At 66.5% G+C, this 23,388-nt stretch carries 16 protein-coding genes; 8 read left to right on the top strand and 8 right to left on the bottom strand.

Features of this window, described 5'->3' with window-relative positions:
- Position 1: 1 nt before the first annotated feature.
- The 6 genes from BLW56_RS09560 (at position 2) to BLW56_RS09535 (ending at position 6,582) form a co-directional block, all read left to right on the top strand.
- Entirely contained in the window at positions 2-2,290 is a 2,289-nt protein-coding gene (locus tag BLW56_RS09560; protein ID WP_093510280.1) for a xanthine dehydrogenase family protein molybdopterin-binding subunit, read from the top strand.
- The gene (gene hemH, locus BLW56_RS09555; protein WP_093510279.1) at positions 2,287-3,282 is read left to right on the top strand and encodes a ferrochelatase; all 996 of its coding nucleotides are present in this window, start codon (positions 2,287-2,289) and stop codon (positions 3,280-3,282) included. Before BLW56_RS09560 ends, hemH begins: the two co-directional genes overlap by 4 nt.
- Before the next feature lie 92 nt (positions 3,283-3,374).
- Positions 3,375-4,916: a DUF1963 domain-containing protein gene (locus tag BLW56_RS09550; RefSeq protein ID WP_093510278.1), complete on the top strand. Its 1,542-nt coding sequence runs from the start codon at positions 3,375-3,377 to the stop codon at positions 4,914-4,916.
- A gap of 106 nt (positions 4,917-5,022) precedes the next feature.
- Positions 5,023-5,745, top strand: coding sequence for an acetoacetyl-CoA reductase (gene phbB, locus BLW56_RS09545; RefSeq protein WP_093510277.1), 723 nt, complete (start codon positions 5,023-5,025; stop codon positions 5,743-5,745).
- A 52-nt stretch (positions 5,746-5,797) separates the two neighbouring features.
- Positions 5,798-6,340 (top strand): DUF7010 family protein, encoded by a 543-nt coding sequence (locus BLW56_RS09540; protein ID WP_093510276.1) that lies wholly within the window; start codon positions 5,798-5,800, stop codon positions 6,338-6,340.
- Entirely contained in the window at positions 6,337-6,582 is a 246-nt protein-coding gene (locus BLW56_RS09535; RefSeq protein ID WP_256203368.1) for a ribbon-helix-helix domain-containing protein, read from the top strand. The genes BLW56_RS09540 and BLW56_RS09535 overlap by 4 nt, the downstream gene beginning before the upstream one ends.
- On the opposite strand, the gene BLW56_RS09530 is transcribed toward BLW56_RS09535, so the two are convergent.
- From BLW56_RS09530 to BLW56_RS09520, 3 genes are all read right to left on the bottom strand, one after another.
- Entirely contained in the window at positions 6,567-7,424 is an 858-nt protein-coding gene (locus BLW56_RS09530; RefSeq protein WP_093510275.1) for an ATP-grasp domain-containing protein, read from the bottom strand. The genes BLW56_RS09535 and BLW56_RS09530 overlap by 16 nt on opposite strands.
- Positions 7,424-12,130 (bottom strand): NAD-glutamate dehydrogenase, encoded by a 4,707-nt coding sequence (locus tag BLW56_RS09525; RefSeq protein ID WP_177175898.1) that lies wholly within the window; start codon positions 12,128-12,130, stop codon positions 7,424-7,426. Before BLW56_RS09525 ends, BLW56_RS09530 begins: the two co-directional genes overlap by 1 nt.
- A 177-nt stretch (positions 12,131-12,307) precedes the next feature.
- On the bottom strand, positions 12,308-13,651 hold the full coding sequence (locus BLW56_RS09520; RefSeq protein WP_093510891.1) for a PAS domain-containing protein: 1,344 nt from the start codon (positions 13,649-13,651) through the stop codon (positions 12,308-12,310).
- Positions 13,652-13,959: 308 nt separating this feature from the next.
- Between BLW56_RS09520 and BLW56_RS09515 the strand changes: the two genes are divergently transcribed.
- Together BLW56_RS09515 and BLW56_RS09510 are read left to right on the top strand one after the other, a co-directional pair.
- Positions 13,960-14,400, top strand: a complete 441-nt coding sequence (locus BLW56_RS09515; RefSeq protein ID WP_093510274.1) for a DUF983 domain-containing protein — start codon at positions 13,960-13,962, stop codon at positions 14,398-14,400.
- The gene (locus BLW56_RS09510) at positions 14,357-15,760 is read left to right on the top strand and encodes an aminotransferase-like domain-containing protein (RefSeq protein WP_093510273.1); all 1,404 of its coding nucleotides are present in this window, start codon (positions 14,357-14,359) and stop codon (positions 15,758-15,760) included. The genes BLW56_RS09515 and BLW56_RS09510 overlap by 44 nt, the downstream gene beginning before the upstream one ends.
- 7 nt (positions 15,761-15,767) lie before the next feature.
- On the opposite strand, the gene BLW56_RS09505 is transcribed toward BLW56_RS09510, so the two are convergent.
- The 5 genes from BLW56_RS09505 to BLW56_RS09485 form a co-directional block, all read right to left on the bottom strand.
- Positions 15,768-17,177 carry an efflux transporter outer membrane subunit gene (locus BLW56_RS09505; protein ID WP_093510272.1) on the bottom strand — a complete coding sequence of 470 codons (1,410 nt, stop codon included), beginning with the start codon at positions 17,175-17,177 and terminating at the stop codon, positions 15,768-15,770.
- Between the two features lie 11 nt (positions 17,178-17,188).
- Complete coding sequence (locus tag BLW56_RS09500) at positions 17,189-20,383, bottom strand: efflux RND transporter permease subunit (RefSeq protein ID WP_093510271.1); 3,195 nt, start codon at positions 20,381-20,383, stop codon at positions 17,189-17,191.
- Positions 20,384-20,549: 166 nt separating this feature from the next.
- Positions 20,550-21,821: an efflux RND transporter periplasmic adaptor subunit gene (locus tag BLW56_RS09495; protein ID WP_093510270.1), complete on the bottom strand. Its 1,272-nt coding sequence runs from the start codon at positions 21,819-21,821 to the stop codon at positions 20,550-20,552.
- Positions 21,822-22,225: 404 nt separating this feature from the next.
- Positions 22,226-22,846 (bottom strand): TetR/AcrR family transcriptional regulator, encoded by a 621-nt coding sequence (locus tag BLW56_RS09490; protein ID WP_093510269.1) that lies wholly within the window; start codon positions 22,844-22,846, stop codon positions 22,226-22,228.
- 50 nt (positions 22,847-22,896) lie between these two features.
- Entirely contained in the window at positions 22,897-23,277 is a 381-nt protein-coding gene (locus BLW56_RS09485; protein WP_093510268.1) for an OsmC family protein, read from the bottom strand.
- Positions 23,278-23,388: the final 111 nt, after the last annotated feature.

The raw sequence follows: 23,388 nt of genomic DNA, 5'->3' as shown, positions 1-23,388 counted from the left end.
CATGGTGGGCATTCGCGACACGGTTGGTAAAAACAAATCGCGCCTGCCGCACGTCAGCCGCCGTTCGCTGCTGGTCGGCGCGACCGCGGCAGGCGGCCTCGCCATCGCGTGGAGCCTGTGGCCGCGCGATTACCGCCCGAACCTGACCGCCGCGCCCGACGAACATATCTTCAACGCCTTTCTGAAGATCGGCGACGACGGGCATATCAGCGCGATCGTCCCGCAATGCGAAATGGGTCAGGGCGTTACGACCTTGTTGCCGCAGATCATGGCCGACGAGCTTGGCGCCGACTGGCGCACGATCGCCGTCGAAACCGCGCCGATCAACCCGCTCTATACGAACACGTTGCTGGTCGACGAGGACAGCGCGGTCTTTACCCCGCGATCGGGCGTTCCCGATTTCGTGTCGGACGTGCGCAGCTGGGCGCGGCGCGAATGGGCGGTGCGCCATGCGGTGATGCTGACCGCGAACGGCTCTTCCGTGCGGATGTTCGAGGCGCCGTGCCGCGCCGCGGCAGCGCAGGCGCGCGCGCTGCTGATGATGGCCGCCGCGGACCGCTGGGACGCCAACTGGGAAGAATGCGACACACAGGACGGCTTTGTCATCCACGGCAAGAAAAGGCTGCGCTTCGGTGACGTTGCAGCAGCAGCGGCGCTGCTCGAACCGCCCGCCGAGCCCCTCTATCGATCGAGCAGTTCGGACCCGCTTTACGGCAAGGAACTGACCCGGCTCGACCTGCCGGCGAAAATCGACGGGTCGGCGAATTTCGCCGGCGACATCCGCCTGCCCGACATGGTGTTTGCGGCGATCCGGCAAGGGCCGCTCGGCGCGACGCGGCTGAAGGGGATCGACCGCAAGCAGGGGCTGGCCTCATCCGGGCTGCTCCATGTCGTCACCCACGATCGCTGGGTCGCGACGGTCGCGCGCAACTGGTGGGCGGCGAACCGCGCGCTCGATCGTTTTGCTCCTGTCTTCGAGACCGAAGGCACGCCGATTTCGACCGACCGCATCGACAAGGCGCTGAAATCGGCGTTGAAGGACGACGGTTATCGCATCGTCAGCGAAGGCGACGTCGCGGCGGCAATGGAAGGGCGGCAGAAAGTCGCAGCCGAATATGCCGTCGCTCCAGCGCTCCATGCTCCCATTGAAACGCGCACAGCGACTGCCGCGCCCGACGGTGCCGGGCTGCGCGTCTGGACCGCGACGCAAGCGCCGGCGCAGTGCCGCGACGCAATCGCGCGCGCGACCGGGCTGGCGCCCGCCAGTGTCACGCTGTTCCCGATGATGGCGGGCGGATCGTTCGACGCCTGCCTCGACCACAATGTCGCGGTGCAGGCAGCGATCATCGCGCTCGAGGTCAAGCGCCCGGTCCAGCTCGCCTGGTCGCGTGCCGAGGAAATCATGCGCCTGCCGCCGCGCGCACCCGCGCGCGCCAAATTGACGGCCACGCTCAACGCCGCAGGCGGGATCGACGCGCTGGTGACACGCATCGCGGTGCCGCCGACGAATCACGAGGTTCGCCAGCGCCTGTTCGACCATGCACCCGCCGACGTCGCGCAGCGCGCAGCGGCGGGCAGCACCGATGCGATGGCGGTCGAAGGCGCGGCGAGCGGCTACGCTATCCCGCACCGCGCGGTCGATCATTGCCCCGCCGATATCGGCCTTCCCACCGGACGCTGGCGCGGCAATGCCGACAGCTACACCGCCTTTTTTACCGAATGTTTCGTCGATGAAATGGCGGCGCGTGCCGGAAACGATGCGCTGTCCTATCGCATGGCGATGCTCGGCAATTCGCCGCTGCTCGCGCGCTGCCTGCTCACCGTGACCAGCCTCGGCGGCTGGGAAGGCGGATTGTCGGGCACCGCGCAAGGCCTCGCCTGCCATTCGATGCGCGGCAGCCATATCGCGCTGATGGCGACCGCGCGGCAGACCGAAAAGGGACTTCAGGTCGAACAATTGGTCGCCGTCGTCGACGCCGGCCGGCTCGTGAACCCGGCGATCGCGCGCCAGCAGATCGAGGGCGGGTTGATCTTCGGCCTCGCCGCCTCGGTCGGCGCCACGACCGATTATGAAGGCGGCCTCGCGACCGCGCGCAAGTTCGGCCAGCTCCGCCTGCCCGATCTGTCGCAGACGCCGCAGATCGTCGTGGAATTCATCGACAGCGACCGCGACCCGGGCGGCCTTGGCGAAATCGGCGTTCCGGTCGTCGCGCCCGCCATCGCCAATGCGATGTTCGCCGCCACCGGCCGCCGCATCCGCCGCCTGCCCCTGTCGGCGCATCCGCTATGAGCCTGCCGCCGGACCACCCCGAGGTGGCACCGCCGCGGATCGGCGTGCTGCTGGTCAACCTCGGCACCCCCGATGCGCCCGACGCCCCGTCGGTACGGCGTTACCTCGCCGAATTCCTGTCCGACCGCCGTGTCGTCGAAATCCCGCAGCTCCTGTGGCAGCCGATCCTGCGCGGGATCATCCTCACCACGCGGCCGAAAAAATCGGCGCATGCCTATGCCCAGGTCTGGACCGATTCCGGATCGCCGCTCGCCGCGATCACGCGGACGCAAAGCGAGGCGCTGCAAGCGGCGTTCGGCGAGGCGGTTCAGGTCGCTTATGCGATGCGTTATGGAAAGCCCGCGATCGGCGGCGCGATCGATGCGCTGGTGGCCGGGGGCTGCGACCGCATCCTGATCGCGCCGCTCTATCCCCAATATTGCGCCGCGACGACCGCAACGGTGGTCGATGCGGTCGGCGCGCATCTCAAGACACTCCGCTGGCAACCCGCGATGCGGTTCCTGCCCCCTTATCATGACGCCGCCGCCTATCTGGACGCGCTGAAAACATCGGTCGAGGCGAGACTGGACGCGCTCGATTTCAAACCCGATGTGTTGCTCGCGAGCTTTCATGGCATGCCCGAACGCACGCTGCATCTCGGCGACCCATATCATTGCCAGTGCCTGAAGACGGCGCGCCTGCTGTCCGAAGCGCTCGGCCGCCCGGTCGAGGTCGCCTTCCAATCGCGCTTCGGCCGCGCCAAATGGCTCGAACCCGCGACCGACGCACGCCTCGAACAGCTCGGCCGCGAAGGCCGCAGCGTTGCCATCTTCGCGCCCGGCTTTTCGGCCGACTGCCTCGAAACGCTCGAAGAATTGGCGATCCGCGGCAAGCAGCAGTTCGAAAGCGCGGGTGGACGGCATTTCGCCTATCTGCCCTGCCTCAACGCCGATGCGACCGGCATCGCGATGCTGGAGACGCTGGTACGCCGCGAACTGGCGGGATGGCTCTGATCCCATCCGCTTACCAACTGTTTAGGTCCATGCGCTAAATTGATCCGGCACGGTGCGGAAAGGTCATCGACCGCGCCAGTTTGGAGATTCGCATGAACGAGGTCGAATCGGCGATGCTGATGCTCGCCGGAGTCACGCTGGCCTTTCTGGCGGTCGTTTTTGCCATCTGGTGGTCGCGGCGCCCGCGTCCGGTCGCCGCGGCGCCGCGAGCGCCACGCGAAATCCGGCTGCCGAAGCTCCCGCGAAAGGAAGTGCCCGTTTATGAGGATGTCGAGATCTCGCCCTCACGCCTCGCACGAATCCGCCGTGCCGAACCTGAGACGATGCCCGAAGAAGCGGAACAGGAACCGGCGCCGGAGCCCGCCGTCGCTGTCGAGCCTGTCGAAGACCAGCTCGAGTCGATGATCTCCAACGTCGAGGCCGAAGCGCACCGGATGGGGAACCCGGATGCCGAGGAGGTTGCACTTCGCCTCGTCCCCCAGATTCCGCCGCGCGACGCGATCTCGACGAACAGCTGGATCGGCGGTCGGCCGCGCCTTCCCGCCGGCACGGAATGGCCGAAGATCGACGACCAGCCTGCGGATTTTCTGGCGCAGATCAGCTGCGCCGACCTGCCGCGGGATTTGTGGAGCGGGCTGGGACCGCGCGACGGCACGCTCGCTTTCTTCATCCACCGCCGCAAATATGACATGCGCGTACTTCATCTGCGCGACCCCGGCACGCCCGTCGCACCGCCCTTTACGCTGAACGATCCCGAGGGGTGGTTCGGCCCATATGGCGACCTCGATTCAGGCGATCTCGCATCCTTCGCGGTGCGGTCCTTTCCCGAATGGCCCGTCGATCTGGTCGCCGTCCGTCCCGGCGATTCCGATCCGCGCAGCGAGGGCGATCCGGCCGAGCCCGGCAATACGCTCTATCATGGCGGCTACGACATCGCCGACCCGGCCTTCCATCCCTTCGACTGGGCCAGCATGACGGCGATGGTCGCCTTGCTCGAACAGCGGCTCGACCGGCTGACGACCGAGGCGATGCCGCCGCCGGGGGCCGGGGCCGAAGACATCGGCGCGATGGAACAGCGCGCGGCGATCAATCGCGAAGCGCGCGCGCGCGCCGAAGAGATTGTCGCCATCGTCCACGACAGCGCGGCGCGCGGCGATTTTTCGGCCGCCGACGCGACCGCCGTCATGGCGGGATTGCATGCGATTCGCTGGGCCAAGGCGATCGCCGTGACCGATCCCGACACGGGGATGGAACGCGTCGAGACGATCACCCTGCCGCTGACGACGCACCGCGCGGACGCCGATCTGTGGGTTCACGATTATCAGACGATCCTGTTCGACCGCGCGAAGCATGCCTGGTGCGCCAATCAGGACAATCTTTCGGCACCGGCGCGCGCGCTGTTCGAACCCTGGTGGCAAACGCTTGCGGAGCGCGAGATGGCGGCGATGGGGCATGAACCCTTCCGTCATGTCATCGATTATGACGACCAGCGCGACGTGGTGCTGCTCGAATTGCCGACCAGCGGACTGATGAGCCGCAGCTTCGGCGATCGCGACAATCTGGTCGTGACGATCGACAAGGCGGACCTCGCGGTCGGCGACTTTTCGAAGCTCCGGGTACAGGCAAGCAGTTGACGCGCCTCCCGCCTGAATAGCTTTGCGATTGACGTTCCGGTCAACTTGCAGGCTCCGGCGGCGCAGCCTAATCATCGTCTCCTAACTCTGTGGGAGAGCTTGATTTATGGCACGCGTAGCAATCGTCACCGGCGGCAGCCGCGGCATCGGGGAAGCGATTTCGCTGAAATTGCAGGAACAGGGCATCACCGTCGTCGCCAACTATGCCGGCAACGACGAAAAGGCGCGCGCGTTCAGCGACCGAACCGGCATCCGGGCACTGAAATGGGATGTCGGCGATCATCAGGCGTGCCTCGACAGCTGCGCGCAGATCGCCGCCGAAGTCGGCCCGATCGACATCGTCGTCAACAATGCCGGCATCACCCGCGACGGCACCCTCGCCCGCATGAGCTACGACGATTGGGACGACGTCATGCGCGTCAATCTCGGCGGCTGCTTCAACATGGCAAAGGCGACGTTCGGCGGAATGGTCGAGCGTGGCTGGGGACGCATCGTCAACATCGGATCGATCAACGGACAGGCAGGCCAATATGGGCAGGTCAATTATGCCGCCGCCAAATCGGGTATCCACGGCTTCACCAAGGCGCTGGCGCAGGAAGGCGCGAAGAAGGGCGTCACGGTCAACGCGATCGCGCCGGGCTATATCGACACCGACATGGTTGCGGCCGTGCCCGCGCCGGTGCTCGAAAAGATCGTCGCCAAGATCCCGGTCGGGCGTCTAGGCCAGGCCGACGAGATCGCGCGCGGCGTTGCCTTTCTGTGCAGCGAGGATGCGGGTTTCGTCACCGGCTCGACGATGAGCATCAACGGCGGGCAGCATATGTACTGACGATGGCGGGCGGCGGCTTTGCCGTCGCCGATCGAGCCGCTACACCGGCGACATGACCGACCGCCCATTCGCTATCGCCCAGCAGGATCTCGCTCGCGCCTATGCCGGCGGCGCGCCCGGCGTCCTCGTCTCGGGCGTCGTCTGGCTGGTCGCGGGCGCGGTGTGGCAGCTTCACGGTACGATGGCGGCTTTCGCCGCGCTCTTTTTCGGCGGGATGGCGATCCACCCGCTTGGCGTCCTCATCGAACGCATCGCGTTCAAAGGGCCCAAGGCAACCGTCGGCAAGCCGCTCGAAGCACTGGCGATCGAGGCGACGATCCCGCTGTTCGTCGGGGTGTTGATCGCGTGGGTGCTGCTCATCCGCGCGCCCGATCTCGCGATCCCGGTCTTTGCCTCAATCGTCGGCGCGCGTTATTTTCTGTTTCGCACCATGTATGGCGAGATCGCCTATTGGGTACTCGGCGGTACGATCCTGCTCGTCGCCGCGCTCGCGCTGTTCGGTATCGCCCTGCCGCTCAATCCCGGTTTTGCCATAGGCATCGTCGAGCTGGTCGCCGCAGCACTCATCCTGCGGCGCTGGCAGGCCCGCCGTTGAGCGCGCCCTTACATCCTCCGGTCAAACGCTCGGTAACGATCGCCGGCCACCCGACCTCGATCAGCCTCGAACCGATGTTCTGGGACGCGCTCGAAGCCGAAGCCGCCAGGCGAGCGCTGCCTGTCAACGCGCTCGTCGCGCGCATCGATGTCGAGCGGATGGAAGCCGACGATCCACCGAATCTGACCTCGGCGATCCGGCAATGGCTGTGGCGCAGCCGGCCCGGTCAGATCGCGCCGTAGACCGCCGACCCGAACGCCGCCCCCTTATCGGGCGCGTGATGCAGGAACAGCGACGGCTCGATCAGTTCGAGTTCCATGATGTGCAGCGTACCCGCAGCGTCGCCGACCATGTCGACGCGCGCATAGACCGGCGGTGCCGGCGCGGCCGCCAGCGCCTGAGCGGCAAGCGCCTGCGCGGCATCGCTCGCCTCGCACGCGGTCTCGCGCCCGCCGAACTGCTCCTGCACGCGGAAATCGCCCGACGCGGGGCGCTTGACGATCGCGTGGCTGAACTTGCCGCCAAAGAAGAAGAGCGAATATTCGCCTTCGGTGAGGATGCCGGGCATCAGCGGCTGGACGAGGCGCCGCTGACCCAGCGCGTCGGCGGGGATCGGTGCGCCCCGCGCGATACGATACGTCCCGTCGGCACCGCCGGAGATCGCGGGCTTGATCACGACCTCGTCGGTCGTCAGCTCTGACATCGCTTCGGTCAGGCTCGCATCGTCGAGCGCCTCGACCTCGACCGTCGGCACGACTGCGACGCCCTTGACGCCGAGTTCGGCCAGATAAGCCTTGTCGCTGTTCCAGCGCAGTACGGGCACCGGATTGACCACGGGCAGGCGAGCTTCTTCAAGCTGGTGGAGCAGAGCGTACCAACCGGCGACATCGCGCTGATAGCCCCACGCGAAAAGCGGGAGGATCAGATCATAACCCGACAAATCGCCGGGATCGGTCCACGCGCGCTGCTCGACGATCAGCCCGGCCGCGGTCAGCGCCGCCGCCTTGCGGGCAAAGGCGGGCTGCCACTTCTCATAATAGTCGGGCGCCGGGACAAGGATCGCGACGCGGGGCTGGAACGGCATTACCTCCCCAGCAATCCGCGTGCCTGCCCGGCGATATGCGACAGCATCGCGCCGTTCGGGGTCGGGATCATCCGCGCGCGATCGACCGTCGCGCGGAACTGCTCGACGCGCGGCGCATGATCGGCGAGCCATTTGGTCACCGCCGCGTCGAGATCGCCCTTCGGCAGCCCCGCGAGGAAGCTCAGCCGCATCTGCTGGAAATCGCGCGCAAGGCTGTTCACCAGCAGGCGTTCCCACGGATCGGCGGGGCTCATATGCGCCGCCAGCGTCTGCGCCCAATCGAGACCCAGCGCTTCGCCGAGATGGGTGAAGGCGCTCGTCACCGCGACCTCGTCGTCGCCGCGCCGTTCGGCAAGGTCGACGATACCGATCGCGCCGTCGGTCTTGAATAGGCGGACGACCGACGAGGTCAGCGCCTCGGGCGCACCCGCGTCGAGCAATTGCTGCGTCAGCATGTCCCACTGATGCTTCACCGACGGGCTGAGCAGGCCGTCGACGCTGGCGTTGAGGCGATCGACGCCGGGTTCGAGCCGCGCGACGACCGGGCCCGGCTGCGACAGCGACTGCGTCACGCGCAGCAGGTCGGCCATCTGCGAGGTCATCGCCGACGCGGCCTGGCTGAACAGCGACAGGCGGATGCTTTCGTCGATCTTCGCGTCGTCGAGCGCGTCCCAGATCGCGGGCATATCGAGCAGGCGCTCGACCGCGACGAATGCCGCGGCGATATCGCCGAGCGCGCAGCCTTCCTCTTCGACCAGTTCGAACGGATGGACGATGCCCATGCGGTTGATGATGCGGTTCGCAATCTTCGTCGCGATGATTTCGCGGCGAAGCTGGTGGTCGGCGATCGCCTGACCAAAGTCGCGCTGCATCTCGTCAGGGAAGGCAGCGGCAAGGTCGCTTGCCAGCGCCGGATCGTTCGGCAGGTCGCTATGCTCGATCGCATCCTGCAGCGCGAGCTTCGCGGTCGACAGCAGCACCGCAAGTTCGGGGCGCGTCAGCCCGCGCCCTTCGGCGGCGCGGCGGAGCAGTTCGTCGTTCGCGGCGAGTCCCTCGACCTTGCGGTCGAGCCGGCCCGATGCCTCGAACGTCTCCATGATCCGCACCAGCGACGGCACCGCCGCCGATCCGCCCTTTTCGGCGATCGACAGCGCGAGCGCCTGCAGGCGGTTATCCTCGAGCACCAGCTCCGACACATTGTCGGTCATGCGGACGAGCAGCGCGTCGCGGTCATCCTGCGACAAACGCCCTTCGGCCATCTCGCGGTTCAGCGCGATCTTGATGTTGACCTCATTATCCGAACAATCGACGCCGGCCGAATTGTCGATGAAGTCGGTGTTGATCCGCCCGCCCTTAGCCGAGAAGGCGATGCGCGCGGCCTGCGTGGTGCCGAGGTTCGCACCCTCGCCCACCGCCTTGACGCGCAGATCCTCGGCGTCGACGCGCAGCGCGTCGTTCGCGGGATCGCCGACCTCGGCATTGTTCTGGCTTGCGGCCTTCACATAGGTGCCGATGCCGCCGAACCACAGCAGGTCGGCGGGCGCCTTCAGGATCGCCGAGATCAGCGAGCCGGGGTCGATTTCGGACACCGACAGGCCGAGCATCGCCTGCACTTCGGCGCTCAAGGGAATGCTCTTCTGGCTGCGCGGGAAAATGCCGCCGCCCTTCGAGATCAGCTTCTCGTTATAATCGGCCCACGATGAGCGCGGCAGGTTGAACATCCGCTCGCGTTCCTTCCAGCTCTTCGCCGGATCGGGGTCGGGGTCGAGGAAGATGTGGCGATGGTCGAAGGCGGCGGTCAGCTTGATCGCCTTCGACAGCAGCATCCCGTTACCGAACACGTCGCCCGACATGTCGCCGCAGCCGACGACGCGGATCGTGTCACTCTGCACATCGACGCCCATTTCGGCGAAATGGCGCCGGACCGACAGCCACGCGCCCTTGGCGGTGATGCCCATCGCCTTGTGGTCATAACCCTTCGACCCGCCGCTCGCGAACGCATCGCCGAGCCAGAAGTCGCGCTCCATCGCGAGCGCATTGGCGACGTCGGAGAAGGTCGCGGTGCCCTTGTCGGCGGCAACGACGAAATAGGGGTCGTCGCCGTCGTGGATCACCACGCCCTTCGGATGCACGACCTTGCCCGCGACCAGATTGTCGGTGATCGACAGCAACGAGCGGATGAAGATGCGATAGCATTCGGTGCCCTCGGCGAACCAGGCATCGCGGTCGAGCGACACGTCGGGCAGCGCCTTCGGATAGAAACCGCCCTTCGCGCCGGTCGGCACGATGACGGCGTTCTTGACGCGCTGCGCCTTCATCAGCCCGAGGATTTCGGTGCGGAAGTCGTCGCGGCGGTCGGACCAGCGCAGGCCCCCGCGCGCAACCGGACCGGCGCGCAGGTGGATGCCCTCGACGCGCGGCGAATAGACCCAGACCTCGCGCCACGGCAGCGGCTTGGGCAGGCCGGGGACAAGGCTCGAATCGATCTTGAACGCCAGCGCCTCTTCGGCGGCGGGCGCAAAGGCGTTGGTGCGCAGCGTGGCGCTGATCACCGCATGGAACAGGCGCAGGATGCGGTCTTCGTCGATCGATTTGATGTCGGCGAAGTCGGCGAGAATGTCTGCCGCGAGCGTCTCCGCCCTCGCGGCGTCGCGCGCCTTGGGGTCGTGGAGCGCGCGGAAGCGCTCGATCAGCGCCGCCGTCAGCTTGGGCGCGTGGCGCAGCGCGCTGACCACCGTGTCCATGCCATAGGCCGAACCGCCCTGACGCAGATAGCGGAACCAGGCGCGCAGCCACACGATTGCGCGCGGGTCGGTCTGGTTGGTGAGCACGAGTTCGTTGAACGCGTCGTTCTCGGCGCGGCCGTCGAGCACCGCAGCAATCGCGCCTTCGATCGTTTCGGCGTAGGGAAGCAGCGCCAGCTCGTCGACGTTCGCCGGCAGGCGCAGCGAGAAATCATGGATCACGAGAGGTGTTTCATCGCCGTCCTCGCTGCCGGGCGCGCGGGCCGGGGCCAGCGTCGTCGGGATTTCCTCCAGCACCTCGAACCCGAAATGTTCGAGCGCGGGCACGACGTCGGACAGGGCAAGCGGGCCGACCGCGCTATAGACCTTGAGCCGCAGCCGGTCGTCGCCGTCGAGGCTCTTGCGCGCGAGGCGCACGCTGCGCGGGTTCGCGGCGTCGAGGTCGCGCAGGCGCAATATGTCGCGCGCGGCTTCCTCGGGATTATAGAGGTTGCGGTAATTGGGCGGGAAGGTCGGCGCAAAACGCGCCGCGAGCGCCGCGGCGCGGCCGGGGTCGCCGCGCTTCGCCAGCGCCGCCTCGACTTCGGGCTGCCAGCCGCGAACCATCTGTTCGAGCTGCGCATTAAGCGCTTCGGTATCGGGCACGACCCCGCCGCTGCGCAGGTCGAGCGTGTAGCGCAGGAGCGCCGCACCGCCGTCTTCGAGCACCATCGTCCAGCCGATAACGCCCGCCTTCGCTTCGCGAACCAGCAGCGATTCGACCGCAAGGCGGCGGCCGGTCGAAACCTCGTCGCGCGGCAGCCAGACAAAGGCGAACAGGTGGCGACCAAGCGCGCTCTGCACCGTGACCACCTTCGGCCGCGGCCGGTCGGTGATCGACATCGAGGTCAGCACCAGCTCCTCGAGCGAGGCGGTATCAAACGCAATCAGCAGGTCGTGCGGCAGCGCCGTCAGCGCATGGGCCAACGCCTTGCCCGCGTGACCCGCCGGGTCGAAACCGAACTTCGCCATCAACGCTTCAAGCTGCGCGCGCAGCACCGGCACCTTCGCCGGCGGCGTCGACAGCGCGGCGCTGGTCCACAGCCCCGCGTGGATCGAAAGGCGTTCGACCTTCTTGCCCTTGAGTTCGGGCACGATGACGAGGTCGAGCAATACGCGGCGGTGCACCGCCGACAGGCGGTTCGACTTGATCAGCAGGGGGGCGTGCCCTCCCTTGTCGAACCAGGCGAAGGCGGCTTCGAGCGCGGCGGGCGACAGAAGCTGGCCATCGGCGCTTTCGCTGATCCCGAGCGGTTCCTGCACCGCGCCGCTGCGCGCGCGCCATTCATGGCCGAGCTGGGTCATCGCCCCGCCCTCGAACCAGCGGAGCAGTTCGGCAGCCTCGCCCTCGACGCGCATCGCGGCATCGGCGAGCATCGCGGCGCGCATTGCGCGCCAGTCGCGCACCGCCGCGCGCACGTCGCGCAGCGCGGCTTCCAGCGCGTCGAGCAGGCGGCGCCGCGCGCGCGCGTCGCCGCGTTCGAGTTCCATATAGATGACCGACTCGCGTGCCGGCCCTTCGCCCGCTTCCTGCAGATGCCCCTTTGCATCGCGCTTCACGGCGACGACGGGATGGAGGATGCGATGGACGGCAAGGCCCTGCGCCGCGACGATCTGCGAGGTCGAATCGACGAGGAAGGGCATATCGTCATTGATGATGACGAGCCGCATCCGGCGGTCGGTGCCATCGGCGGCGATCGGTTCGAGCAGCAGCGACGGCGTTTCGGCGTCACGTTCGAGCGCGGCGCGCGCCGCGAATTGGCTGGCGTCGGTCAGCGCGGCCTTGTCCATATCGTCGCCTTCGCCCGGCAGCGCGCTGCCGGCGAGCGCGGCCAGATAGGCGGCGGCGACTTTCGGAGGAATTTTGACGGTGGAGGGGGTCGGCGTGTCCGTTTCCGGCGTGTCGGACGAATTCTGAGGCATAAAGTGCAGCATCCCGAACCAAAGAGGGGGATCCCAGCCGACGATCGGCGGGGGCCCGTTCGCTGCCGCCTCCTATGCGCCTCTGACGCGCGCGGCTCAAGGCCTCGTTCGCGCGTTCGCGCAAAAATATTTCAATTTTGCGATTGTCTATTACGTGGCCGCATCGAGCCGACGCTCTTACACGCCGGGCGTGATCGGAACAGCCTTCTTCGCGAGCTTCGCGACAAGCGTCGGATCATCCGCCGCCTTGGCGACGATCCCGATATGCCCCCCCGGCATCGCGCGCGCGATCAGCACGACGAATTCGGCGTCGCCGGCATCATGTTCAAGAATCAATGCAGGGTGCGCATGGCGCAGAGCTTCCAGCTTTTCATCCGGCCGCTCGCTTTCGCCTTCCGGCTTGCGGCGCGCGCGCGCGTCTTTGACCAGCCCCTTGAGCCCGCCGGGATAGCGATCGAGATAGGAGGCGAGTTCGCCGCGGGCGACTCCCTCTTCCTTCGCATGACCGAGGACGCAGGCATATTCGGCAAGCCGCGTCTTGTCGTAAGCGGCACCGAAAACCAGCTTCACGATCGGCGTCATCGGCGCGCGGTCCTGCACCGCGAGCCCGGCATCGCCCAGTATTTCGGCAAATGCTTCGGGCTGATCTTCGGCCGCGAGAGCAAAATCCCATGCCTTGCCGACCGCCTGATACAGCGCGCCGCGGCTCCGGCTGTCGGCGGCGATCGCGCGCTCGGCGGTTTCGCGGGCCAGCGCCAGCCAGTCGGCGAGCTCGGCACCTTGCCCCGGATCGAGCGGCAGTTCGTCGTCGTTCGCCGGGTAGTCCGCATCGGCGAACAGGTCGGCACCGTGGTTCAGCCCCGCAAAGCCCGGAACGACCGCCGCCGCAACATCGTCGTCGAGATGCTCCGAATCGGGGCCGTCGGCCCATACCGGTACCGGTGCGGTCAGCGGAGGAGCGCTGCGCAGCGCCTGCTCGACCGACAACTGCAATTCCTCGGCCTGATCGGCGGGAACGGCTTCTTTCCAGTTGATCACGCCCATGATGAAATCGATCGTGTCGTCGTCGGACGAAAGCGGCAGCAATATGCCGCGGTACATGATCGTCACGCCGCGATCGCTCTCGAATTCGGCCTCGAACCCGATCGGCGCGCGATTGGCGATGATCTGCAGATAATGGTCGGTCAACCGCGACAGCAGCGAACGGCCCGGAATCTGGCTGATATAATGGACGTCCTCGTCGATCTGCGATTCGTCGCGCAGCCGGTCGCCCAGAAAGGCGATGCCCGGGTTGTCGATTCCCTGCGTGAAATCGAGCAGCATCGAATAGGCCCCGAAATCGGCGCCTTCCAGATCGAGATCCTCGACCGACGGATAGGCACGGTCGGCGAGCAGCGAGGCCCAGTAATTATAGGCCCGGACCTGCATCCGCCGTTCGTCGACACCGACGGACGCGGGCGCGTCGATCGCCCCGTCATCCTGGTCATGGCTACCCGAAAGCAGGCCGCGCATGCTGTCCATCATTTGTCCCCAGTCGCAAACATCGGTAAATCTTATGCACCGGGACTGGTAAAAGCGGCGTAAACGATGGCTCGGACACAGCGCCGCCTCGCATGACGTGACCAGCAGGATTGTCCGACATAATGCACGACCCCATCCCGGTAATCCGCGATTATGTATGGAAAAATGAAATTACATTGCCATGCAAAAATGCTTCAACTGGTATAATTCACATCTATATCATATAGTTGTTCTGATGCTTCATCTTCTCCTTCCGCAGACATACATGCACTTTGCATGGTAACTGCCATGGTTGGTTGGAGTCGGATATGACGAGCGGCAATGTCGGAAACGAAAAACTGCGCTGGATCCTGTGGTCGGGCTGGCACGGCAAATGCCCCGAATGTGGCAAGGGCCACATGTTCCGCTCGTGGCTGAAACTCGCCAAACGCTGCGAGAATTGCGGACTCGATTTCAGCTTTGCCGCGCCCGACGACGGCCCCGCCTTTTTCTCGCAGTGCATCGTTGCCTTTCCGCTGACCTTCGTCATCGTATGGCTGCAGATCGCCTATAGTCCGCCGCTGTGGATCCACCTCGTCTTCTCGATCCCGATCATGGTCATCGGCTGCATATTGCCGCTGCGCCCGATCAAGGGCTGGCTGGTCGCCTCGCAATATGTGAACAAGGCGCAGGAATCGGGCACCGAACATCTGTGGGCAAAGCTGAATGCACGCGAAAGGCACGAAGCGGACGAACGGCGTGACGGCTGACGCGTGGAGGCCCGATATCGCGGGCGCCGCGGGACCGAAATATAAAGCGGTCACAAGCGCGATCGCGGCCGCAGTGGCGCGCGGCGAGCTTCAACATGGCGACCGCCTGCCGCCGCAACGCGAGCTCGCGGCGCTGCTCGGCATCGATCTTACGACCGTCACCAAAGCCTATGATCTGGCACGGCAACGCGGGCTGATCGTCGCGCGCGGACGCGCCGGCAGCTTCATCAGCAACGAGGTTCGGACTGGCGAGATCGCAACCACCGCACAGAATGACATCGCAATGAACAGTCCCCCGGTCGCCGCCGAAGCGCGCCTCGCCGACGCGATGGCGGGGGCGCTCGGCACGCTAGCGCGCGGGGGCGGCATCGCGCGCCTCCACTATCAACGCCCCGGCGGCGCGGTGGCCGATCGCGAAAGCGGCGCCGAACTGCTGCGGCGCCTCGGCATGGCGTCCGATCCCGAACAGGTCGTCGTCACCGCCGGCGCGCAGAACGGGTTGCACGCCATCGCATCGACAATCCTGAAACCCGGCGATCGCGTCGCATGCGGGCTTTATGCTTATCCGGGATTTCGCGCCGTGGCACGCCGGATCGGCGTCCACCTCGTCCCTCTTTCCGGGATAACCGTCGAAGCGCTCGAGGCCGTGCACGCCGATGCGCCGCTGCGCGCGCTCTATGTCGTCCCGACGAACGACAATCCGACTACCGCGACGATCGCGCTCGAAGACCGCAAAGCCATCGCTGCATGGGCGTGCGACGCCGGAGTACAGATCGTCGAAGACGATGCCTACGGCCTGCTGCCCGAAGCCCCCATTCCCGCGATCACTAGCTTCGCGCCAGACAATGGCTGGTATATCGCGAGCATGGCAAAAATCGTTTCGCCGGCGCTCCGCATCGGCTTCGTCCGTGCTCCGGGCGTCGCCGAAGCCATGCAAATCGCGTCGTGCCAGCATGAAAGCGCCGTGATGGCGCCGCCGCTCAATGCCGCGATGATATCGCTCTGGCTTGCCGACGGCACGTTCGACACACTCGTCGACACCGTGCGCAAGGAAGCGACCTGGCGGCAAAAACTAGCCCGCACGGTGCTTGGTGAGGGGCGTCACGCCGCGCACCCGCACGGTTATCACCTCTGGCTGCCGCTGGCCGACAATATCAGTGTCGACACGCTCGCCGCCGCCCTGGCGCTCGATGGACTGTCGGCGGTGCCCTCGGACCGGTTCGCGGTGGCGCCCGATGCCCCCGCAGCGATGCGTATTTCGCTTGGCGGGACGATCGACCGGCGGAGCCTCTCGCGGGCGCTGCACCGGCTCGCGGCCCAACTTTGGTCGCCCGGCGGCGCGCCGAGCGACGTCGTCTGACCCCCTTCTAGGTCGACCAGCCACCCGCCAGCGCGCGGAACAATGCGATCTGCCGCCGCGAAATCTGGCCATCCTGCTCGGCGAGCACGGCTTCGGTCTCCGCGAACGTCCGTTCGGCGTCGAGCCATTCGAGCGAATCGGATGCGCCCTCCTGCCGCTTTGCACGCACGATCCGCGCGGCACGCTCGGCCTGATCGCGCGCGGCGCGCAGCGCCTGCCGTTGTTCGAGCGAACGCGCGTAGGATGACAGAGCGGTTTCGGTTTCCTCGAGCGCGCGCAGCACCGTGCCGTCGAATTCGGCGAGCGACGCCTGCGTATCGGCTTCGGCCGCCGCGATCCGTGCACGCGCGGGCTCCTGATTGGGGAAGGCCCAGTTGAGCAAGGGCCCGAGCAGCCAGCGGACCGGGCCGCCGCCGAATATGTCGCCGAAGCCCGCACCGGTCGAGCCCGCCGAACCGCCGAGGGTGATGCGCGGATAGAGATCCGCTGTTGCGACGCCGATGCGCGCGGTGTCGGCGGCGAGGCGGCGCTCGGCGGCGCGAATATCGGGACGGCGCTTCAACAGCGCCGCCCCATCACCGACTGGGATCGGGTCGGTGATTTCGAGGCTGATGTTGCGATCCGCCGCGATCGCGGGGAGCGCAGCGGGGGCACGACCGGTCAGAGTCGCGAGGCGGAATAACGCCGCCTGCCGCTCGGCCTCGATGGAAGGAATGTCCGCGGAGCGCTGATCGCGCAGCGTCGTGATGCGCGCGAGGTCCAGCCCCGTCGCCATCCCGACCTCCTTGCGCCGTTCGGTGAGTTTCACTTGCTGGTCGAGCAGCCCGACGATGCGCCGCGCGACATCGAGCCGGGCGGCGCCCGAGGCGGCGTCCGCATAGGCCTGCGTCGTGTCGGCGGCGACGATCACGCGCACCGCGTCGGCATTCGCTTCGGCAGCGGCGGCATCGCCGCGCGCGGCCTCGATCGAGCGGCTGACGCGGCCGAACAGGTCGACCTCGTAGGAGACGTTGATCCCGACATCGACCGCCCAATCCTCGCGGTCCGCGCCGGGCAGGCGCTGGGCTTCGGGGCTGCGGCGGTAATTGGCGCCGGCACCGATCTGACCCTGCGGCAGACGGTCGGCGCGCGCGCCGCGCAGCGATGCCCGGGCGCGAGCGATATTGGCGACCGCGACGCGGACGTCGGTGTTGTTCGCGAGCGCATCGCCGACGAGGCCGTCGAGGACGGGATCGTTATAGAGCCGCCACCAGTCGCCCGCGACCGGCGCGAGCGAGACAGCGGGGCTGTCCGCCGAGACGAACGGCCCGGTCGCGACGGGCGCCGACGCCGATTTGGGCTCGGCATAGTTGGGGCCGACCGCGCAGGCTGCGAGTGCCAGCGCCGAGGCGGCGGTGAGGATATTGCGAAGGATCATATTCCTGCTCCTTATTCCGCCGGAACCGGCAGCGCCGTTCCGTGGTCGTCCGATCCGCCGCGCCGCGCGCGCCGCGCAGCCGACCATTGGCTGAGCGAACGGGCGACGACGTAGAAGGTCGGGGTGAAGATGAGGCCGAACGCCGTTACGCCGAGCATGCCGAAGAAGACGGCGGTACCGAGCGCCTGGCGCAGTTCCGCCCCTGCCCCGCTTGCGATCAGCAGCGGCACGGCGCCGAGGATGAAGGCGAAGCTGGTCATCAGGATCGGGCGCAGACGGTCGCGCGCGGCGCGCACCGCGGCTTCGATCGGCGACAGCCCATCCTCTTCTTCGGCCTGCTTGGCGAATTCGACGATCAGGATCGCGTTCTTCGCGGCAAGCGCGATGAGCACGACCAGCCCGATCTGCGTGAGGACGTTGTTGTCCATGCCGCGCAAATTCACGCCGACCATCGCCGCGAGCAGACACATTGGTACGATGAAGATGATCGCCAGTGGCAGCATCAGGCTTTCATATTGGGCGGCGAGCACAAGGAAGACGAAGACCACCGCGAGCGCGAAGACGATGCCTGCGGTGTTCGCCGCCGCCTTCTGCTGGAAGGCGATGCCCGTCCACTCGGTGCCGTAACCCGCGGGCAGATTGTCCGCCGCGAGCTTTTCCATCGTCGTCAGCGACGCGCCCGACGACGAACCCGGAGCGGTATCACCGTCGATCTCGACCGCAGGGAAGAGATTATAGCGCGTGACGCGATACGGCCCCGTGCGATCCTCGAAGTTCGCGACCGATCCGATCGGCACCATCGCGCCCGAGTCCGACCGGGTACGAAGGTTCGCGATATCGGCGACGGTCTGGCGGTAGGGCGCGTCGGCCTGTGCGGTCACGCGATAGGTACGGCCGAGCAGGTTGAAGTCGTTGACGAACGCCGAGCCCAGATAGACCTGCAGCGCCTCGAACACCCGCTCGGGCGGCACGCCGAGCGCATTCGCCTTCGCGCGGTCGATATCGGCAAAGATCCGCGGGTTCGACGGGTCGAAGAAGGTGAACACGTTCGCGAGTCCCGGGGTCTGGTTCGCCTTGCCGATCAGATTGTTCGTCTCGTTCGCAAGCGCGGCATAGCCGTTCCCGCCGCGATCCTGGACGATCATGCGGTAACCGCCCGCCGAACCGATACCCTGGATCAGCGGCGGCGGGATGACGACGATCTGCGCCTCGGTGATGTCGGCGGTGTTCGCACGCGCCTGGTTCATGATGTCTTCGAAATTGACGCCGAGCTTCCCTCGCTCCTCGAACGACTTGAGCGGGAAGTAAGCGGCGGCCGAGTTCGGCGCGAGCGTCTGCGACGGGCCATCGAAGCCCGCGAGCATCACCGAGCCGAGGACGCCCTCGATCGGCAGCACGCGGCCCGCGACCTTTTTCAGTACCGCATCGGTGCGTTCGACCGAGGCGCCGGCGGGCAGCTTGGCGACGACGAGGAAATAGCCCTGGTCCTGCGCCGGGATGAAGCCCGTCGGCGTCGCCCAGAACAGGCCCGCGGTCGCGGCGATCAACCCGGCATAGGTGACCATCATCTTCTTCGGCGCGCGCACCAGCCGGTCGGTAAGCGACGCATAGCCGTTGCTGAGCCGCTCGAACGCCTCGTTGAAGCGTTCGCCGGCATAGTGGATGCGCGCCATCAGCCAGCCATCGGCCTGGGCAGGCGCGTGCGGCTTGAGCAGGATCGCGGCAAGCGCGGGCGAAAGGGTGAGCGACAGCACCAGCGAGATGATCGTCGCGGTCGAGATGGTCACCGCGAACTGCTGATAGAAAGCGCCCGACAGGCCGGTGAGGAACAGCGTCGGGACGAACACGGCGCAGAGCACGAGCACGATCGCGACGAGCGCACCCGATACTTCGTCCATCGACGTCCGCGCGGCCTCGAGCGCGGACATGCCCTTTTCGAGATTGCGCTCGACATTCTCGACGACGACGATCGCGTCGTCGACGACGATCCCGATCGCGAGCACCAGCCCGAACAGCGACAAGTTGTTGAGGCTGTAGCCGAACGCCGCGAGCACCACGAACGTCCCGATCAGCGATACCGGGATCGCAAGCACCGGAATGATCGCCGCGCGCCATTTCTGCAGGAACACGAGTATCACGATGACAACAAGGAACACCGCCTCGATCAGCGTTTCCATCACCGCGTCGATCGACTGGGCGATGAATTCGGTCGGGTTGTAGATGACCCGATATTCGAGGCCCTTGGGGAAATTCTTCGACGACGACGCCATTTCGGCCTCAACCGCTTCGGCTGCGGCGAGCGCGTTCGAACCGGGGCGCTGGAACACCGCCATGATGACCGTCGGGTCGCCGGAGAGATAGGTGTTGCTGTTGTAATCCGACGCGCCGAGCTCGACGCGCGCGACGTCCGACACGCGGACCTGCCGGCCGTCGGCATCGCTGCGGATGACGATATTCGCGAAATCCTTGGGGTCGGTCAGGCGGCCCTGCGTCTCGACATTGAGCTGGAAGTCGCTGCCATTGGCATAGGGAGGCTGGCCGAGCGTGCCCGCGGCGACCTGCACATTCTCGCGCCGCAGCGCGGCGACGATCTCGCCCGCGGTCAGGTCGAGCGCGGCGGCACGGCCGGGATCGATCCAGACGCGCATCGCATAATCGCGCGCACCGAACAGCCGCACATCGCCGACGCCGTCGATACGGCTCAAACGGTCGCGGAGCTGGGTCAGCGCATAGTTGGAGATATAGGCGCGATCGAGCGACTTGTCCGGCGAAACGAGGTTCACGACCATCAGGAAGTCAGGCGAGGTCTTGCGCGTTACGACGCCGAGCCGCTGCACCGTTTCGGGCAGGCGCGGGGTCGCGATCGCGACCCGGTTCTGCACCAGCACCTGCGCGGCATCGAGGTCGGTGCCGATCTTGAAGGTCACTGTAATGGTAACGACGCCGTCGCCGGTCGACTGGCTGCTCATATAGAGCATATTGTCGACGCCGTTGATTTCCTGCTCGATCGGTGCCGCCACCGTGTCGGCGACCGTTTCGGCCGATGCGCCCGGATAGGTTGCGGTCACGGTCACCGTCGGCGGGACGATGTCGGGATATTGCGAGACGGGCAGGCCGATATAGGCGACCGCACCGACGATGGTGATGATGACGGCGAGCACGGCGGCGAAGATCGGCCGGTCGATGAAGAAGCGTGATAGGCGCATGGGAGAGCCCCTGTCTGAAAAACGATCTGGTCATCCCTTCCCGCTCGCGGGAGGGGCAGCGAGCCCGGACGGAATCCGGGGCACAGCGGGGTGGGGCTGTCGGCCATAGGGGACACCGCAGCACCCCACCCCAACCCCTCCCTGATCGGGAGGGGCCTTATTCAACTCACTTCGCGAAGGTCGCCTGTGCCGAGACCGGTTCGGTCGCGGCCGGACCGCCCTGTTTGGGCGCGGCGGCCACAATCTTGCCGGCCTTGGTCACCGCCTTGGTGCCCGGACGAGCGAACTGATATCCGTTGATGACGACCTGGTCGGTGGGCGTCAGGCCCGAGCGGATGACGCGCAGCCCGTCGACATCGGGGCCGATCTCGACCGGTTTCGCCGCGACCATCCCATCCTTGCCGACGACATAGACGATCTTGCGCGCCTGGTCGGTCTGCACCGCAGCAGCGGGAACCAGCAGCGCATGCGCGGTCTGGCCCGTCGACAGGCGCATGTTGCCGAACATTCCCGGGGTCAGGAACATCTCGGGGTTGCGGAAGCTGGCGCGGGCGCGGATCGTGCCCGAACGCGGGTCGAGCCCATTGTCGGTGAAGTCGAGCTGGCCCTTCCAGCGATAATCGCTTTCGTCCTGCAGGCGGACTTCGACCGCCGCGCCCTTATCGCCGCCTTCGCGCTTGGTCTTGAGGAACAAGGCCTCCGACCCCTGGAAGGTGAAGTAGACGGGGTCGAGCGCGTTGATCGTGGTCAGCAGTGTCCCGCCGGCATCGCCCGCCGACACAAGGTTGCCCGCGTCGATTTGCCGGTCCGAGATGCGGCCGCTCAGCGGTGCGCGGACGGTGGTGAATTCGACATCGAGCGCTCGGGCGGCGATGCGGGCATCGGCGCCGGCGAGCGCGGCATTCGCCGCATTGACCCGCGCGCGGAGCCGATCGATCTCGCTCTGCGACACCGCCTCGACATCAACGAGGCGGCCGGCGCGTTCGAGTTCGAGCCGCGCAAGCGCGAGATCGCTGCGTGCGCTGGCGGCCGAAGCGCGCGCTTCGGCAAGCGCGGCGCGATAGGGGCGCGGGTCGATGGTGAAGAGCGGCTGCCCCTGCCGGACAATCTGGCCGTCGGTAAAATGGATGCCGGTGATCGCGCCCGACACGCGCGGGCGCACCTCGACCGCTTTCGACGCTTCGAAGCGACCGATATATTCATCCCACAGCGTCACATCGCGCGCGATCGGCGCAGCGACGGTCAGCACGGGCGCCGGCGCGGCCGCGGCGGGCGGCGGGCCGTCCCGCAGCAACCACCAGGCACCTACGATCAGCACGAGAAAAGCCCCGATCCACGCCGCGCGGCGACCTCGGGCGGGGTGAAGCAAGGTTTTGAGTTCGCGGCGGACCCTCGCGTCGGCGGGGTCGAGCTTTTCGATCGGGGTGTGGACGGTCATGAATATGCCCTCTTCTATTCGTTCATTGCGGTCGTCTGCCCCCGTGAATGGGAGAGGGGCGCAGAAACCCGGCACCGGAAGCGCGCGCTTCCGGCTGATGTCTGGATGGTCCTTGTTGTCAGAGGGCCCTCTTCGAAGAGGACGGCCGCCCTGTTCCGCCGCCCGCATCGGAATGCGCGCGCCGGTCCCTGTCTATCTCTTGCGGACGAACGCCCACGGACGCCCGACCGGAACAGGCCATGTTCCCGGGGGATTATTCTGTGATGATGGATCCGGCCGCCGCACGATCTTTGTCCTGCGGCGGCCGGCCCGGGGGGAGAGCCCTATCTTTGTATACTAGGTGGTATATAAGTCTCGCTGCGCTGCGTCAAGACCATTCTGTACCGGGCAGTAAAATAATTCTATCAGCGTCCCGGCCACAGCTTCAGGCTGGTTTCGACGAGGCGCTCGAGTTCGGCGCGCGTCGCGCCCGCGCCCGCCTGCACCGACATGCCCTGGTTCACCGCGGTCAGGAACGCGGCCAGCCCTTCGGCGTCGGTATCGGGCGGGAAATCGCCCTCTTCCTTGGCGCGCGCGAAGCGTTCGAGCATCGCACGCTTCGCCGCCGCGCCGCGTTCGAGCACAGCCTGTCGAATGCATTCGGCCTCTGCGCCGCACGCAACCGAGGTGATCACGCCAAGGCACCCGTTCGGATTCTCGGGGCAGGTGTACATGTCGAGCGCGCCATACATCAGCCGTTCGGCGACACCGCGCGCGGTCGGCGCATCGAGCGCGGCGCGCATATAATCGGCCTTTTCGCGCTCATAGAGGTCGAGCGCCTTGTTGAAGAGCGCTTCCTTGTTACCGAAGGCCGCGTACAAACTCGGCTTGGTGATCCCCATCGCCTCGGTCAGGTCTGCCATCGACGCGCCTTCATAGCCCTTCGACCAGAAGACGCGCAGCGCCGACGCCAGCGCCATATCGACGCAAAATTCGCGCGGACGGCCCTTGTGCGGGGTGGCGACGGTGGCGGTTTCGATTTCCATAACGGCTGGTATATAAGTGGTAGATCGCAACTTGTCCAGTGGCCCGCCGATCAGGCGAGCCGCGTATCGATCGGCAGCCCACCCTTCAACGTCAACGTCACCGGCGTGCGCTCCGCAATGTCCGCTAGCCGGGCCATCTGATCGTCATCGAGCCCCGCGATCGTCAGCACCCGATCGACGCGGAGGCCATCCTTACTGGTGAGCCGCAAACCGACCTCGACCGATTCGAGCGGCCAGCCCTTGCGGTCAGCATACATACGAAGCGTAATCGCAGTACAGGCGCCAAGCCCCGCAAGCAGGAAGTCATAAGGCGCGGGCCCCTCATTCTGTCCGCCAAGCCCCGGCCCCTCGTCGCCAATCAGGTCGTGGCCGCTGACGTTGATCTCGGTGCGGTAATGATCTTTGCCAATCCGTGCGGTTCCGTGCGCCATGACGATCCTTTCTGCGGGCGGGGTGCCCACCTTATTCCGTGTCCAGCCAAAACGACAAGCCGCTTTGCCGAGCAAGAAATGTCAAAACTCGTTGCAAGGCGCGCTAAAGCC

This window comes from Sphingopyxis sp. YR583, assembly GCF_900108295.1.
Taxonomy (GTDB): Bacteria; Pseudomonadota; Alphaproteobacteria; order Sphingomonadales; family Sphingomonadaceae; genus Sphingopyxis.
Note: the sequence above shows the minus strand (reverse complement) of the source record. Positions and strands in the feature narration are given on the sequence as shown.

Bases quoted from the DNA above. Each gene is read 5' to 3' on its own strand.
- BLW56_RS09510 (WP_093510273.1), top strand. From the start codon at position 14,357: ATGCACGCGAAAGGCACGAAGCGGACGAACGGCGTGACGGCTGACGCG.
- BLW56_RS09490 (WP_093510269.1), bottom strand. From the start codon at position 22,846: ATGGAAATCGAAACCGCCACCGTCGCCACCCCGCACAAGGGCCGTCCG.
- BLW56_RS09505 (WP_093510272.1), bottom strand. From the start codon at position 17,177: ATGATCCTTCGCAATATCCTCACCGCCGCCTCGGCGCTGGCACTCGCA.
- BLW56_RS09550 (WP_093510278.1), top strand. From the start codon at position 3,375: ATGAACGAGGTCGAATCGGCGATGCTGATGCTCGCCGGAGTCACGCTG.
- BLW56_RS09530 (WP_093510275.1), bottom strand. From the start codon at position 7,424: ATGCCGTTCCAGCCCCGCGTCGCGATCCTTGTCCCGGCGCCCGACTAT.
- BLW56_RS09560 (WP_093510280.1), top strand. From the start codon at position 2: ATGGTGGGCATTCGCGACACGGTTGGTAAAAACAAATCGCGCCTGCCG.
- hemH (WP_093510279.1), top strand. From the start codon at position 2,287: ATGAGCCTGCCGCCGGACCACCCCGAGGTGGCACCGCCGCGGATCGGC.
- BLW56_RS09515 (WP_093510274.1), top strand. From the start codon at position 13,960: ATGACGAGCGGCAATGTCGGAAACGAAAAACTGCGCTGGATCCTGTGG.
- phbB (WP_093510277.1), top strand. From the start codon at position 5,023: ATGGCACGCGTAGCAATCGTCACCGGCGGCAGCCGCGGCATCGGGGAA.
- BLW56_RS09540 (WP_093510276.1), top strand. From the start codon at position 5,798: ATGACCGACCGCCCATTCGCTATCGCCCAGCAGGATCTCGCTCGCGCC.
- BLW56_RS09500 (WP_093510271.1), bottom strand. From the start codon at position 20,383: ATGCGCCTATCACGCTTCTTCATCGACCGGCCGATCTTCGCCGCCGTG.
- BLW56_RS09495 (WP_093510270.1), bottom strand. From the start codon at position 21,821: ATGACCGTCCACACCCCGATCGAAAAGCTCGACCCCGCCGACGCGAGG.
- BLW56_RS09520 (WP_093510891.1), bottom strand. From the start codon at position 13,651: ATGGACAGCATGCGCGGCCTGCTTTCGGGTAGCCATGACCAGGATGAC.
- BLW56_RS09485 (WP_093510268.1), bottom strand. From the start codon at position 23,277: ATGGCGCACGGAACCGCACGGATTGGCAAAGATCATTACCGCACCGAG.
- BLW56_RS09525 (WP_177175898.1), bottom strand. From the start codon at position 12,130: ATGCCTCAGAATTCGTCCGACACGCCGGAAACGGACACGCCGACCCCC.